This window comes from Lysinibacillus sp. NPDC056959, assembly GCF_042674095.1.
Lineage (GTDB): Bacteria > Bacillota > Bacilli > Bacillales_A > Planococcaceae > Lysinibacillus > Lysinibacillus zambalensis.
On the sequence record NZ_JBHURE010000045.1, the window covers coordinates 1 to 14,574 of the forward strand.

Genomic DNA, 14,574 nt, shown 5'->3' on the forward strand with positions numbered 1-14,574 from the left:
CCGCAACCAAAATGGTCCCGTGGTGTAGCGGTTAACATGCCTGCCTGTCACGCAGGAGATCGCCGGTTCGATCCCGGTCGGGACCGCCATTTTTTAAAAAATATGGGTCAGTAGCTCAGTTGGTAGAGCATTAGATTGAAGCTCTAAGTGTCGGCGGTTCGATTCCGTCCTGACCCACCATATTTTTTTGCCGGTGTAGCTCAGTTGGTAGAGCAACTGACTTGTAATCAGTAGGTCGTGGGTTCGACTCCTATCGCCGGCACCATGATTTTCCCGGAGGGGTAGCGAAGTGGCTAAACGCGGCGGACTGTAAATCCGCTCCTTAGGGTTCGGCGGTTCGAATCCGTCCCCCTCCACCAGTTTTTTCATAGGGGCATAGTTTAACGGTAGAATAGAGGTCTCCAAAACCTTTGATGTGGGTTCGATTCCTACTGCCCCTGCCAATTAATTAATTTCATGGCGGTTGTGGCGAAGTGGTTAACGCACCTGATTGTGGTTCAGGCACTCGTGGGTTCGATTCCCATCAGTCGCCCCATTTAATTTAAAACAATAAAAAATATAGTAATATGGCGGTTGTGGCGAAGTGGTTAACGCACCTGATTGTGGTTCAGGCATTCGTGGGTTCGATTCCCATCAGTCGCCCCATTTATATATTTAACTTTTGGGGTATAGCCAAGCGGTAAGGCAACGGATTTTGATTCCGTCACGCCCTGGTTCGAATCCAGGTACCCCAGCCATTTATTGCGGAAGTAGTTCAGTGGTAGAACACCACCTTGCCAAGGTGGGGGTCGCGAGTTCGAACCTCGTCTTCCGCTCCAATTATTATGGCGGCATAGCCAAGTGGTAAGGCACAGGTCTGCAACACCTTTATCACCGGTTCAAATCCGGTTGCCGCCTCCATAATTTATTTCTTAATCGGATTTTCCGATTTTTTTTATCTCCATTATGCCGGTGTGGCGGAATTGGCAGACGCGCACGACTCAAAATCGTGTTCCTTTGGAGTGTCGGTTCGACCCCGACCACCGGTATCATATTTAGTAAAGAATCCTTGATATACAAGGGTTCTTTTTTTATTGTAGTAAATTTGTAGAAACATTTAAGATCCACTCAAAATCTATTTTGATTTGAGTGGATTTTTTTATAGCATCATGGATTGTTTATATTCATTAAAGAATGTTTAACAATATTCGTCTAAAATTCTTTTATATCATATAGGTACTTAAAATTTCAAATAAATCAATTCTCAAAATATGAACGAAAGCCAGCAAAGATTGATTTGTATACTTTTATAAAGAGTGATAGAGTTAATAACTACTAAAAGAGCTTTTTTCAAAATATTGAAGATGATAGGAATGATAGCTCTAAACTGAACGAAATTAAGAATTATACAGATTAAGTAGTTTAGAGAGATGTTTAATCATATTGATTGGAAACAAACAATGATATAGGGAACCTAAGAACTGATGGAAAGGAGAATTTACAATGATAAAGAGTGGCAAAAAGGCAAATAGTAAGGCACTTACTGTTATTCTAATGTTGTTGGTAATAATGTTCTTTGTAGTACCATCGAGCAATGCATTCTTTGTTAATAAAATGATGATAGATGATAACAATAGCGAACGTATAAAGGTGACTGCCTCAAATTTAGTTATACCAACTAGAGATAGTATTATAAGCGATGGTTATCCAATAAATGAAGATGGGCAAACGTATGGTCCTAATATGGAAAACTTAATGCTTGTTGAACCTGAATTAATGTTGGCAGAAGGTGAGAACGGTGAATTAGGATATATTTATCAGCCTGATGGCATATCTTCGCCAAATAAGGTAGATGAATATAATAAATCATTTAAAAAATCGACGCCATTATATTTACATGATGGTAAAACGATTATTGGTACATTTTATTTTTATTAGTATTTATATAAATAGAGTCCAAGATTCTAATAGCTAACATTGTAATTTAGATAATTTTACGTAGTCGCTTTCCAATCCTGAAAAACTTACAAAAGAAAAAGTATAAGCAATGTCTCTGAGTGATGTTATTGCTATTATGACAGGAGGTAAATTATGAAAAAAATGGATTTTAAACAAGTGTCATAAATCGAGATGCTATACCAGATTTATACTTATTCGTTTTACACTATTTGAAATAAATAAAGCTTCAATCGTATGTCTCACTCATATAAATATTTGTTAATGGCTCTCGTGCTTTTTTGTTTAGGGGAATTACATCTGGTTGTGTTTTCTATACTATCTAAAGCAAATCGCTCACCTTACCGTTCACTATTCTAACATCACTTTTATTTAATACTACAAATTCAGATAAACGTATACCAGTATTTAGTTGTGTAGTCTTTTTCGCTACTTTAGCGTAGTAGTATGGTTAATTTATTGTAGGAAAAGACATAATGCCTGTTAAGTAGCATTTTCGAAGAATAGAGAGGGTATGATTATGAACAGACACTTTTTTATTGCAGTTCCACTTCCTTCAGACATTAAAGCAGCTCTTCATGTGAGATGTGAAAAAATGAAAACAGACTATCATTTTAAACGATGGGTTCATCAGGAAGATTTTCACATCACTTTGGCTTTTTTAGGTCATGCGGATGAAGAGCAATTACAGGATGTAATTGCTGAAACGAGGAAAAATCTTCTGAATGTTTCTCCATTCGAATTAAAAATTCAGGGGTTCAATACTTTTGGGAGAAAAGAATATCCAAGAATTTTATGGGTTGATCTGCTCGAATCTCAGCAATTAAATGTTGTGCAAGAAATAGTATACGAAGACTGTATGAAGGTTGGATTTGAATTAGATAAGAAGCCCTTTGTCCCCCATATAACTGTTGCAAGAAAGTGGGATGAAGCATGCGGGAAAATTCCGTTCGAGGCATTGATGGAAGGAAATTTTCAGCTTCCAAAATTTCTAGTAGAAGAAGTGGTTTTTTACGAATCAAAAATAGAGGAAACGCCAAAATATTATAAAAAGGCTGTCATTCGTTTAGATGGCCAATAGATCGGTCAAAAGCCTACTACTATAATAATGACTCATATTACACTCAGCTCGTAACCTAAAAGAAAAGGTTTATGAGCTTTTTTTTGCTGAAAATATTTTGTTTTTAATAATTAGTTCATCTTCCGTTCATTTAAGGAGTTTATGCTAAGGATGTAAAAAGGAACGGAGGAGTTAACGATGAATCTTGCGTGGAAAGAAATTAAGAAAAATAAAGTAAGATTTTTAATATTAGGGTCAATTGTTTTTTTAGTTAGTTTATTAACTTTTATTATTTCTGGTTTGGCGAACGGACTGTCTCAAGATAATGCCGCTCTAATTAAGGATTTACCACAAGGTCAATTTTATATGAATGGGGATGCAGATCAAACATATAATCTGTCAAAAATAGATAGTCGTACACAAAATGAAATATTGAGCAAAGAAAAAGATGCAGTAGCTTTTTCATTACAAATGGGCTTTTTAAATGATCAGGACGATAAGCAGCAAAGCGTTGCCTTTGTTACATCGACCGATTCAGCGTTATTTGAAAATGTGGAACATGAGGAAGTCATATTAGACAGCTCAATGAAAGATAAAGGAATTAAAGTAGGAGATACATTAACGAATAATCTATTTGGTGGCAAGTTTGTAGTAAAGGGATTTGTCGACCAAAAGAAATATAGTCATGCACCTGTTGCCTACATTAATAAAGAGGATTATAAAGAAATTTACCGTGTGGATGAAATGCAGATGATTTTCCTACCAGACGGAGATTCTTCAAAAGAATTTACTGGATTAGAATCATTTTCAAATAAAGAATTTCTTAACACAATCCCAAGCTATAACGCAGAACAAATGTCTTTGAATATGATTGTTTGGTTTCTAGTAGTCATTAGTGGGATGCTGTTCGCCATCTTCTTCTATATGATGAATGTCCAAAAAATCGGCTTATATGGAATTTTAAAGGCGGTTGGTTTGAAAACAAGTAAGTTATTCAAAATGATATGGACACAGATGGCCATCATTACAGTTATTTCACTTGTTTTATCTGTAACCTTTAGCCAGGCCTTTAATCTGATAGCGCCAAAAGGAATGCCATTTACTTTAACGATTGCGACAACAACGCAATTATCGATCGTATTCCTAATTATTGGATTTGTAGGCGCTACAATTTCAGCATTCCAAATTAAAAAAATTGAACCATTACAAGCGATACAGCAAGGAGAGGCTTAATATGACTTTATTTAAAATCGATGAAGTTAGAAAAACGTTTACGAATGGCGAGGTAGAGGAGGAAATACTTAAAGGGATAGATCTTTCATTAAAAGAAGGAGAAATAACTGCATTGGTAGGTGCATCTGGTTCCGGTAAAAGTACACTTTTGACAATTGCCGCAGGACTTCAGCCTGCAACAGATGGATATGTTATATTTGAAGGAAAAAACCTGTCTATTATGAACGCTGAGGAGGTTCGAAAAGTACGAGCAAGTGAATTTGGGTTTGTCTTTCAATTTGCACACCTCGTACCTTTCCTTACAGTTGAGGAACAGCTGCTACTAATGCTAGATGTTTCTGAATCAAAATTAAAGAAACAGGAACAAAAAAATGAAGTTAATCGATTACTAAAATTAGTTGGGATGGACCATCGGAAAAATTCTTATCCTTCTTCATTGTCAGGAGGGGAGAAGCAACGTGTTGCCATTGCTCGTGCGATCATTCATAAACCGAAAGTTCTATTCGCAGATGAACCAACTGCAAGCTTAGATTCACAACGATCAAAAGAGGTTATGTTCCTAATTAAGGATTTAACTAAAACGTTAAACATTACAACTTTAATGGTGACCCATGATGAAGAGATGCTTGCTTTTACGGATCGTATTATAAAAATGAGCGATGGTGTCATTTTGCATGATGTTATTTTGATCGAGTAGTAGAAAGCCACAACCACAGCTTTTTGATGGTTGTGGTATTTTTTTTGAATCAATGGATGATTTCAGTCTAGGCGCAAATTACGAAATATTTTTAAAAGCCTAGTGTTAAGTTACCAAATCGATAAACGAAAGCAGCATATTGTAGAAGGAAAGGAGGAGGTGATTTGAAATGACGTTTGTTATTGCCTTAATAATTGTATTAGTAGGGTTAATAGCGGGATTCCAATTAAGCGAAGGACGGTCAGAAAAAGGGAGATATATCATTTGGGGTATCATTATAATGATTGCGTTTGCACCATTTTTATCATATTTAATTGGCGTATTGTATGGAGTATTGGTTAGAAATGGTTGGGCAGCATCGATTATGATGGTTTTATTTCCTATAATTTTTATCATAGGTCTTATTATTTTACTCTTAGGTATTTATAAGAAAAATGAAGAAGAGCATAATAACTAGCTACTTGTCTCTTAAAAGGGGTTAATTCGTTCAGTGTTTTTGTTATCTAAATTAGAAAGGTAAAAAGCCGCGACAATCCTAGAATTGTTTTTGAGATGAAGTGTAAATAAAAATCCAGCGAAGGAGACATATGCCTTCGTGTCCAACATCCTATTTTTTCCCCTGATGCGGATCATGCCTTGCCGACGGAAAAGTATAGCGGTTTTTTACCATCTGGAAGAAAGCTTTTACATTAAGTATTTATGTTATTCGAGCTTTTCGGCTTACTTTACAGACCATTCTCATTAATGCTCAAATAGCATTGTTAATAATATCTAAAAAAGTATATTATGAGTAATAGAGAAAGGGAGGGAAAGAAATGAAACAAATGTTGAAAATAGTATGTACACTGTTATTAGCTGTTTGGTTAATACCGACTGAAAGTGTATATGCAGCGAGTTTCAAAGATGTGCCCAAGGATGATACATTGATAACTGAAATTGATTACCTAGTGGAAAAAGGAATTATTAATGGCTATCCTAATAACCTATTTAAACCAAATACATATGTAACGAGAGCACAGGTAGCTGTCATGCTAACACGTGCTTTAGGATTGCAAACGACGGATGTCAAAGATCTAAAGTATCAGGATGTACCTACTACATATCCTTACTATAAAGAAATTGCGACAGTGCAAAATGCTAGAATTTTCGATTCTGCACAGAAATTTAATCCGAATGCAACTCTTTCAAGAGGGGACATGGCAATTGTGTTGCAAAGAGCATTTAAAATAAAGGGATCTGAGACAAGCTATTTTACAGATGTTTCAGCTAAAACAAGAGGCTATAAGGAAATCTCAGCAATTTCTAGTAATAATATAACAAAAGGATATGATGATGGTTCATTTAAGCCCAATCAACCTTTAACGCGCGCTCATTTTTCAGCATTTTTAGCTCGTGCATTAACGCTAACGAATCCGAATCTAATAAAAGATAAGGCGTATGACTACACGTATTCGCATTATTCGTTGAAAGACAAAAAAAAGTATACATTAAACTATCAGTATAGTCATTATGACGATAAGAATGATGTGTGGACAATAACTGATTTGAATTCGGAAAAGTTTTTTGATGAAGAGCTTTTATTTAGCGTGAGCGAGGCTTATGCTCAAGTAATTGCCAGCTCTGAAAGTATGCATTACGATTTTCATTTGGATTTACCCCTTAGAATTGGTGTAATTCAACATGAGAATGGTGGCGTGGAAAGTTCAGGAACCCGAATTACAGTTAAAACAATAGATGGTACTATCCAAGCAGGTGGTGTCAATTATAATAATGTAATTGTTCTAGAAGAAAAGTCCATATACAGTGATGGAGTTTCAACATATTACTTTGTCGATGGTATCGGTTTAGTTAAGGAGCTTTACAATGATGTTGTTATTTATGAGTTGCTTGAACGTACAGCCAATTAAATGTTAGCCACAGGAAAAGCAAGTCTCCTATGAATGAGGAGGCTTGCTTTTTGTCATGAAGCATCTAATCTAATGTAATATGAAAAAAACGATGAAGTGCTTGTCGCCAATCCTTTTCGTTATGAGTTGAATAGGTCGTTAAGGATTGTCCCTCGTAGATTCGGAATTCATTGTTAAGCATTGTGTGTCGTCCGCGAGGGGTGCGAATCATAGCAATTTTATTTTTTTGTTTAGAAAGTCTTGGCGCAAACTTTGCGTCGTTAGCGTCATCGAAAAAACTATATAGTAAACGCCAATCGTGTTTTGTTTGTTCGTATAGCATCCAGCCGTTCACTTCATCTCGTTCAATTTTATAAAGTTCATTACCTTCACGGTGTTGATGCCCAGCTATTAGTGGCACTGGTTTACAAGGAGCTACTGCACCTACCCCAACATCTGAAATATATGATTGACCAGCAAAGTGGACAAGCAATAGCTGGTGCATAGGCACATCCTCAACAGGAGTATCTGCTTCAACATTGCGCCAAAACTGTGCATAGCGATTGGTTACAGAAAAGCCAAGCTCGCGAAGTAGCCAACTAAATAAAATATTTAGTTCAAAGCAATTGCCTCCACGATGTTGAATAATAATTTTTTGAAAAAGGTCAGGGATAGCGAAGGAGATGCCATTTTTCAAGGCAACATCTAGGTTCTCATAAGGAATTATATGTAGATGTCTCGTTTGGAGCTGACCAAGTAGCTTAATGGAGGGCTCTAAAGATCCTTGAAATTGAATAAGCTTTAAATATTGCTGTATTTGTGAATTCATAAATCGCCTCCCTCCTTATTAAATAACATAACCGAAATGGCTTAAGAATACACGTAATTATTAGTAAGAAAATAATAGAAAAATAGGTAAATAACTTGTAAAATTAAAATATTAGCTACTATAAGAATAATATTCCCTATTAGTTTAGTTAATAATAATGATTGTAAGGTAGGTATACGAATGACAAGCGAAATTAAATGCGAAATGAAATGGATAGAAGTAAATTCATACGATGAAATGAGCGAAGTAGCAGCGGATATTTTCACTAAACAATTACAAGCAAAGCCAGCAAGTATTTTAGGATTAGCAACTGGTGGTTCTCCTGTAGGAATGTATAAGGAATTAGTGAAACGCCAACAAGCTGGAAATATTTCTTTTAACGACGTAATCACTTTTAACCTAGACGAATATGTAGGTCTCGACCAATCAAGTCCCGCAAGTTATTGGACATTTATGCATGAGAACTTATTCAATCATGTAGATATTAAGGAAGAAAATATACATTTACCAAATGGCAAGGCAGAAAATTTAGATGCAGAGTGTGTCGCTTATGATGCTCGAATCAAGGAAGCGGGAGGCATTGACCTTCAGCTATTAGGCATCGGGGTTAACGGACATATTGGCTTTAACGAACCGGGCACATCTTTCGAATCTCTGACTAATATCGTAGAGTTAACAGAATCTACACGCACAGAAAATGCCATCTATTTTGATGATTCTAAGGATGTACCGACGCACGCTATTACAATGGGCATTCAATCTATTATGAATGCCAAAGAAATCGTCCTGATTGCATTTGGTGAGAAAAAATTAGAGGCTATGGAAAAATTAAAAAGTGGGTTCATCACTGAAGATTTCCCAGCAAGCCAATTATTAAACCATCCAAATGTAACGATTATTTACGGCGGAACAAAATAGAAATGAAGCGTTAAGCGTAGACTTTAGTTTATTTGAAGTCTGCGCTTATTTTATTGGATTCGAAGGGACGGGGATAGGAACCAGAGCGATGGAAAGAAGAGTCAAGGAGACGGATAGAAATGATGGCGACGGAAAGAAGGGCCAAAGCGACGGATAGAAATCAGAGTGACGGAAAGAGGGGCCGAAGCGACGGATTGAAAGGCGAGAGAGACGGATAGAATCGACAAAGCGATGGATAGAGAAGCCCAAGCCGTGGATAGACTCGCCAAGATCGTGGATAGAACCTTCGCAGAGACGGATAGAATTAGAAACAAAAAAAGGTGAGTATTCACCCGGACATTTAAAGATTATAGGCACTAGCTTCGCCACTAATCAATGCTACAATATTATCTATATGCTAGAATGAGAAAAACAATAGGAGGGGTTAGGGTGAAAAGAACCGTACAACGTTTAGAAAAGGGCGATACAGTTGGTCTTGTGGCTTTATCAAGTCAAGTAGAGCCCGAAAAGTTAGGAGATGCAATAGCCTTTCTTGAAGAGTTAGGCCTTAACTATATAATTGGGGATACGCTTCAGACAAAGCACGATTATCTGGCAGGTAGTGATGAAGAGCGTCTGGCTGACTTTCATGAGATGGTGAGAAATCCAGAGGTGAAGGCAATTTTTTGTGTTAAGGGGGGCTATGGCGCTGCTCGAATTGCGGAAAAGATTGACTACGGATTACTTGAGGAAAATCCGAAAATCTTCTGGGGCTTCTCTGATCTTACATATTTACATTGCGCGATTAATGAATATGCTAATTTAGTGACGTTTCATGGACCGCTCCTTATGTCTGTAGATAGAATAGATGATGTATCAAAGAAAATGTTTTTACAGTTATTTTCACCGATGGAATTACAATATACGGAGGATATTGCCCCGTTAACAACGATTGCACCTGGTGTTGCTCGTGGTCAGATTATTGGTGGCAATTTACGTCGTCTTGTTAATACAATAGGTACTAAATTTGAAGTGCGCACGGAAGGTAGAATTTTATTGATTGAGGAGCTAGCGGAGACGATTCCTCATATTGATTCTATGCTACAGCAATTAAAACAAGCGAGAAAGCTTGAGCAATTAGTAGGTGTTATGATTGGTTCCTTTACACAAACTGAAGCGGATGAAGCGGCACTGTATACTTTAATGAAGGACTATTTTGCGGATTTAGGCGTTCCAGTTGTAGCCGGCTTTAAAATCGGCCATGAAGCAACGAATATTGCTATTCCATTAGGAGTAGATGCCATTTTAGATGCACAGGAAAAGGTATTGAAGATTTTGCCTGGTGTGCATTAAAAGAACGCTCAGCACTTTATATTGTGCTGAGCATTTTACTGTAAGGTTATTAATAAGGCTCTGCGTTATGACCTTTATCCACAGCGTCTTGAGGCGCTTTATCACCATCAATATTGCCAAGTGGCTTTGATGAAGAAGAATCATTCTGAGCTTTTTGTAACCCTTCTTTTAACAAGCGACCATACTCCTCGTCTGCTTCCTCCGCTAATGCGATCATCGCCTCTTGAATGGCAATATTACAGACAGCTAAATCACGAATTAAGTTTTCAAGCAGTTCATCTCGCTCCCATTGCTCAAAATTGCGATAGGTTTCTCCAGCTTGCTTCGTATTACTTTGACGATCAATGGATTCACGAACGAGATTGCCTTCCACATGTGGTGTATGTTCCTTAGCCGTTTGGGTAGCTTCCTTTAATCCATTTAACATCGAAGGCTCATAGTTAATATGAGGATTTTGGCCAGGAGATAAATCACGCTTATACATCATTTGACCACCGTTTTGATTGGTTGCCACTCGTTTTTTAGGAGCATTGATAGGGAGTTGTAAATAGTTTGCACCTACACGATGACGCTGTGTATCAGAATAAGAGAAGGTACGACCTTGTAGCATTTTATCGTCCGAAAAATCCAATCCGTCCACTAGCACACCTGTACCGAAAGCGACCTGTTCAACCTCAGCAAAATAATCTTCTGGATTTTTATTTAACACCATCTTACCAACTGGATACCACGGGAATTGATCATTAGGCCAAAGCTTCGTATCATCTAACGGATCAAAATCAAGCTCTGGATGTGGTCCATCCTCCATAATTTGGACGTTAAGCTCCCATTCAGGATAATCCTCATTTTTAATCGCATCGTATAAATCCTGTGTGGCATGATTGAAGTTTTTCTTTTGGATTTCTTCTGCCTCTTTTTGTGTTAAGTTTTTAATGCCCTGTAAAGGTTCCCAATGATATTTTACAAGGACAGCTTTGCCTTCACTATTGACCCATTTATACGTATTGACGCCAGAGCCTTGCATCATTCGATAATTAGCAGGAATACCCCATGGTGAATAAATGAATGTCACCATATGGAAGGATTCTGGTGAGCTTGCACAAAAATCAAAAAAGCGTTCAACGTCCTGGATATTTGTAATCGGATCAGGCTTAAAAGCGTGAATCATATCAGGGAATTTCATAGCATCGCGGATAAAGAAGATTTTTAAATTATTGCCGACTAAATCCCAGTTTCCATCCTCTGTATAGAATTTTACAGCAAAGCCTCGTGGATCACGTAATGTCTCTGGTGAATGACCACCATGAATAACTGTTGAGAAGCGCACAAAAACAGGCGTCTGCTTACCCTTATCCTGAAATACTTTTGCCCTTGTATACTTAGAAATAGGATCATTCCCGACAACACCGTATGTCTCAAAATAGCCATGTGCCCCTGCACCACGTGCATGAACAACACGCTCAGGAACTCTTTCCCGGTCAAAGTGACTTATTTTTTCTATAAAATCATAGTTTTCAAGGGTTGCAGGACCTCGATTACTGACAGTTCGTATATTTTGATTGTTAGTAATAGGATGTCCCTGTCGATTTGTCAAAGTTTTATCATGTTCGTTTGTGGAATCGTGTTGTTTTGTCATTGTATAACTCCTTCCTTTGGATATAGTCATTCTGTCCATGCTGGGGGAGAACTAGACATGAAAAACCTCATACTCACGAGATGAGTGAGAGTTAAAGAAAGTTAATTATCAAAATATGCTTAGAAATTTGAAAATGTTGATTTGACTACTTTGATATTCATGTTAGTTTTTTTAAAACCTAGATATTAACTAGTGAGGGAGATGTATAAAGCAAGTGATACATCTAGCTTTCTATTGGTTGGAAACAGATTAATCTTTAAAATAGTTTGTTTATGTTCATTTAAATGGATTATCAAAATATGTTCATATAAATGGATTATCAAAATATGTTCAAAAACCTGAAAAGATTGATTTTAAATATATAGAAATTAATGCTATTGTTTTTAACAAGCTTGGAATAAGGGCCGTCACGGAGAAAGGAAGAAATACACGATATTATGGGAAGAATCAAATTTTTAGATGGTTTTAGAGGAATTGCTGTTTTGTTGATTATATTTTTCCATATGGAAATTCTAGAATTGGGATTAGCTGGTCCTGAATTATTCTTTGTTTTATCTGGTTTTATTATTTCTCTTTTACTGATTAAGGAATTTGATGATACAAATAAAATTAATTTCAAAAGCTTTTTCATTCGAAGGATTTCAAGAATACTACCTCCATTAATTATTTGTACGATAGTAACATTAATTTTGTTCGTTAATTTTCCATTAACGACAATTCAAGATAAAGTATTTTCCCAAGCTTTCTTTTCATCTTTAGGTGTCGTAAATTTCTATGAATTATTCCATAGTGCTGGTTATTGGGAACAGGGAGTAAAGTCCCCTCTACTTCACTTATGGTCAATTTGTATCGAAATACAGTTTTATCTTATTTGGCCGTTTGTTATGTATCTACTGCTAAAAAAGAAAGAAGATAAAACAATAGATAAAAAAAGAATGTTATTTTTTTTATTAGTACTGTTCTCCGTATTAGTAGGGATCACATATTTTTATAGTATCAATTATAGTTTTGATTTTCTATACTATAATACATTGACACGTATATCTTCATTTGTAGTAGGAAGTGTCATAAGTGTTTTGGTTTTTAAGAGAGAAAAGACATCAAAAAAGCTAAATCAATTTTTAATTTTGTTTGTCTTGATATCTTTAGGATACCTAACTTATTTCTTTGAATTAAACAATATCAACTTATTCCGAGGATATATTGCTTTATACTGTGTAATATTTGGAATAGGAATATACTTATTAAGTATTACTCATTTTAAATTTAGTGATTATTTGTTAGCTAACAAGTTTATTTTATTTATCGGAAAAATCAGTTATTCTTTATATTTAATTCACATGCCTGTGATTGTTTTTATTTCCGCTAATAACCTTTTTGATTGGTTTGGGATCACTTTAGATAGCCCTATTAAGTTAGCTATTATTCAACTAACAATTTCTATAACTCTGGCTACAATGCTATATTTTATAGTAGAGAGCAAGATCAAAATAAGAAATGCCTATATAGCAACCTTTGTTGTACTGGGGTTTCCAGCTCTAACATTTGGAATTCAAAAAAATCCAGAGGTAATCTATAAATTTACTTCTAGTGAGAAACAAATAGAGGAAAACTGGATAAATCCTGACCCATATATTACAGAATACGGAGAAGAAGCAGTGTTATTTATTGGAGATTCTTGGTCTAATAGAAATGCTTTTGGGTTACATTTAGCTCAAGAAGCTAATGAGGACTATCCTTATAAAATATTAGCATATGGAGTCGGCGGTGGGAGTATTATGAATCCTGATTATACAATTAATTGGGAAAATCCAGATGATCCTGTTTATCAAATAAGGTCATATGAAGAATACCTTACTTACTGGCAAACAGCAATTGATACGTATCATCCAACAAAAGTTGTTATCTCATATGGGCAAGCAGACCAAGCAAGAGAAGTTATTGATGGGAAAGAGATGCGAGTTGGAGATGCAGAATTTGATGGGCGATTTGTCGAACAATATCAAAAATCAATTGATTTTTTCTATGAAAATAATATTAAAATCTATCTTACTAATGTAGTTAATAATGCACATACGAAAAGCAATATATCAGAGAATCAGTTATCTGATGCAATGAACAATAATATCACTGAAGTAGTGAAAAATAATAAAAATAAAGTAACATTATTAGATTTAAATAACTACTTAGGAGATGAAAAATCTCTATCGCCTTATGTAATTGATGGTATCTCTATTTACGATGAAACAAATCACACGTCTTATGAAGGTTCACATTATGTGGGTAAATGGCTATTGGAAGAAATAAATGATAAATAATAACATATTTTTAGATAACTAGAAGGTGCTTTAATAAAAACTACTAGTACGGCCACCGAAAAATTCCAAAGTAGATAAGTCTAAAGGAATACTATATCAATACTTTCGGAGCAAATTTGGATAAGGACTGATGTTATAAATTTTATGCCATGTACCATACAAAATTAAATGGTTGGTCTTGTATGGCTGTATGATACCATTTTACATTTTAATCAACATGATGAGCTTGTACAATATATACCGCTGGAAGCTACCGACTATTGTGATACATTGTATCAAATTTGTTCGGATGGACAGGTAATCTGATGAGGACGAAATGAAAGATTTTTTTGATTTAAATATATATTGAAATGAAATAATAGTTTGATTTAGGTATAAAATAGATCCTTTTATATAGAATAGCATAGTGTAAGTTATCCAAGAGTGTTCTTTATTATTATTGAAACACCTTGGATTTTTTATCTTAACCTACCACAAATTATTGATAATTTAATTTTAGGAAGAATATACGATGTGAAGATAAGGGGTATAGTTAATTAAAGTGACTGTTACTGTATTAAACTACTGTGTATTAATATTCAAAGAGTAGGAGTCATTGTACCGTATGGAATTAAGATTACAACAACTTATACATTTAAACCAGCTAATAGTTTGTCAATAATTTTCTGTTAAAAGTTTAATAGGCACGTGCTATACTAAAAAGTGCATGACAAATAACCTTCCTAAAGTT

Annotated in this window: 11 protein-coding genes and 11 tRNA genes; 20 read left to right on the forward strand and 2 right to left on the reverse strand. The window is 35.6% G+C overall.

Annotation, left to right across the window (positions count from 1 at the left end; all coding sequences use genetic code 11):
- The first annotated feature begins 13 nt into the window (after positions 1-13).
- The 17 genes from ACFTQ7_RS24165 to ACFTQ7_RS24245 all read left to right on the forward strand — a co-directional run bounded on the left by ACFTQ7_RS24165 (position 14) and on the right by ACFTQ7_RS24245 (position 6,832).
- A tRNA-Asp gene (locus ACFTQ7_RS24165) sits at positions 14-89 on the forward strand.
- A 15-nt stretch (positions 90-104) separates the two neighbouring features.
- A tRNA-Phe gene (locus tag ACFTQ7_RS24170) sits at positions 105-180 on the forward strand.
- A 9-nt stretch (positions 181-189) separates the two neighbouring features.
- Positions 190-265: transfer RNA gene (locus tag ACFTQ7_RS24175), tRNA-Thr, on the forward strand.
- A 10-nt stretch (positions 266-275) separates the two neighbouring features.
- Positions 276-359 (forward strand) — tRNA-Tyr (locus ACFTQ7_RS24180).
- Between the two features lie 10 nt (positions 360-369).
- Positions 370-443 (forward strand) — tRNA-Trp (locus ACFTQ7_RS24185).
- 16 nt (positions 444-459) lie between these two features.
- A tRNA-His gene (locus ACFTQ7_RS24190) sits at positions 460-535 on the forward strand.
- 34 nt (positions 536-569) lie between these two features.
- A tRNA-His gene (locus tag ACFTQ7_RS24195) sits at positions 570-645 on the forward strand.
- Between the two features lie 17 nt (positions 646-662).
- Positions 663-737, forward strand: a tRNA-Gln gene (locus tag ACFTQ7_RS24200).
- Between the two features lie 6 nt (positions 738-743).
- Positions 744-818, forward strand: a tRNA-Gly gene (locus ACFTQ7_RS24205).
- Positions 819-826: 8 nt separating this feature from the next.
- Positions 827-900, forward strand: a tRNA-Cys gene (locus tag ACFTQ7_RS24210).
- A gap of 47 nt (positions 901-947) precedes the next feature.
- Positions 948-1,028, forward strand: a tRNA-Leu gene (locus ACFTQ7_RS24215).
- 454 nt (positions 1,029-1,482) lie between these two features.
- The gene (locus tag ACFTQ7_RS24220; protein ID WP_386831808.1) at positions 1,483-1,917 is read left to right on the forward strand and encodes a hypothetical protein; all 435 of its coding nucleotides are present in this window, start codon (positions 1,483-1,485) and stop codon (positions 1,915-1,917) included.
- A 538-nt stretch (positions 1,918-2,455) separates the two neighbouring features.
- Positions 2,456-3,016, forward strand: a complete 561-nt coding sequence (gene thpR / locus ACFTQ7_RS24225) for an RNA 2',3'-cyclic phosphodiesterase (RefSeq protein ID WP_386831810.1) — start codon at positions 2,456-2,458, stop codon at positions 3,014-3,016.
- A gap of 177 nt (positions 3,017-3,193) precedes the next feature.
- A complete protein-coding gene (locus tag ACFTQ7_RS24230) occupies positions 3,194-4,228 on the forward strand; it encodes an ABC transporter permease (RefSeq protein WP_386831812.1) in 1,035 nt (344 codons plus the stop codon).
- Between the two features lies 1 nt (position 4,229).
- The gene (locus tag ACFTQ7_RS24235; protein ID WP_386831814.1) at positions 4,230-4,925 is read left to right on the forward strand and encodes an ABC transporter ATP-binding protein; all 696 of its coding nucleotides are present in this window, start codon (positions 4,230-4,232) and stop codon (positions 4,923-4,925) included.
- 169 nt (positions 4,926-5,094) lie between these two features.
- The gene (locus ACFTQ7_RS24240; protein ID WP_386831816.1) at positions 5,095-5,382 is read left to right on the forward strand and encodes a hypothetical protein; all 288 of its coding nucleotides are present in this window, start codon (positions 5,095-5,097) and stop codon (positions 5,380-5,382) included.
- A 358-nt stretch (positions 5,383-5,740) separates the two neighbouring features.
- Entirely contained in the window at positions 5,741-6,832 is a 1,092-nt protein-coding gene (locus ACFTQ7_RS24245) for an S-layer homology domain-containing protein (protein ID WP_386831818.1), read from the forward strand.
- Between the two features lie 64 nt (positions 6,833-6,896).
- Here the strand turns inward: ACFTQ7_RS24245 and ACFTQ7_RS24250 are convergent, their stop codons facing one another.
- Positions 6,897-7,640: an arylamine N-acetyltransferase family protein gene (locus ACFTQ7_RS24250; RefSeq protein WP_386831820.1), complete on the reverse strand. Its 744-nt coding sequence runs from the start codon at positions 7,638-7,640 to the stop codon at positions 6,897-6,899.
- 204 nt (positions 7,641-7,844) lie between these two features.
- Between ACFTQ7_RS24250 and nagB the strand changes: the two genes are divergently transcribed.
- Positions 7,845-8,558 (forward strand): glucosamine-6-phosphate deaminase, encoded by a 714-nt coding sequence (gene nagB, locus ACFTQ7_RS24255; protein WP_386831828.1) that lies wholly within the window; start codon positions 7,845-7,847, stop codon positions 8,556-8,558.
- 429 nt (positions 8,559-8,987) lie between these two features.
- Positions 8,988-9,890: a S66 peptidase family protein gene (locus ACFTQ7_RS24260; protein ID WP_386831822.1), complete on the forward strand. Its 903-nt coding sequence runs from the start codon at positions 8,988-8,990 to the stop codon at positions 9,888-9,890.
- 49 nt (positions 9,891-9,939) lie between these two features.
- On the opposite strand, the gene ACFTQ7_RS24265 is transcribed toward ACFTQ7_RS24260, so the two are convergent.
- Positions 9,940-11,526 carry a catalase gene (locus ACFTQ7_RS24265; protein WP_386831824.1) on the reverse strand — a complete coding sequence of 529 codons (1,587 nt, stop codon included), beginning with the start codon at positions 11,524-11,526 and terminating at the stop codon, positions 9,940-9,942.
- A gap of 437 nt (positions 11,527-11,963) precedes the next feature.
- Between ACFTQ7_RS24265 and ACFTQ7_RS24270 the strand changes: the two genes are divergently transcribed.
- A complete protein-coding gene (locus ACFTQ7_RS24270; RefSeq protein WP_386831826.1) occupies positions 11,964-13,844 on the forward strand; it encodes an acyltransferase family protein in 1,881 nt (626 codons plus the stop codon).
- Positions 13,845-14,574 lie beyond the last annotated feature (730 nt).

What these genes read in the sequence shown, in the direction of transcription:
- ACFTQ7_RS24220 (WP_386831808.1), top strand. Translation starts at nt 1,483, where the DNA reads ATGATAAAGAGTGGCAAAAAGGCAAATAGTAAGGCACTTACTGTTATT.
- thpR (WP_386831810.1), top strand. Translation starts at nt 2,456, where the DNA reads ATGAACAGACACTTTTTTATTGCAGTTCCACTTCCTTCAGACATTAAA.
- ACFTQ7_RS24230 (WP_386831812.1), top strand. Translation starts at nt 3,194, where the DNA reads ATGAATCTTGCGTGGAAAGAAATTAAGAAAAATAAAGTAAGATTTTTA.
- ACFTQ7_RS24235 (WP_386831814.1), top strand. Translation starts at nt 4,230, where the DNA reads ATGACTTTATTTAAAATCGATGAAGTTAGAAAAACGTTTACGAATGGC.
- ACFTQ7_RS24240 (WP_386831816.1), top strand. Translation starts at nt 5,095, where the DNA reads ATGACGTTTGTTATTGCCTTAATAATTGTATTAGTAGGGTTAATAGCG.
- ACFTQ7_RS24245 (WP_386831818.1), top strand. Translation starts at nt 5,741, where the DNA reads ATGAAACAAATGTTGAAAATAGTATGTACACTGTTATTAGCTGTTTGG.
- ACFTQ7_RS24250 (WP_386831820.1), bottom strand. Translation starts at nt 7,640, where the DNA reads ATGAATTCACAAATACAGCAATATTTAAAGCTTATTCAATTTCAAGGA.
- nagB (WP_386831828.1), top strand. Translation starts at nt 7,845, where the DNA reads ATGAAATGGATAGAAGTAAATTCATACGATGAAATGAGCGAAGTAGCA.
- ACFTQ7_RS24265 (WP_386831824.1), bottom strand. Translation starts at nt 11,526, where the DNA reads ATGACAAAACAACACGATTCCACAAACGAACATGATAAAACTTTGACA.
- ACFTQ7_RS24270 (WP_386831826.1), top strand. Translation starts at nt 11,964, where the DNA reads ATGGGAAGAATCAAATTTTTAGATGGTTTTAGAGGAATTGCTGTTTTG.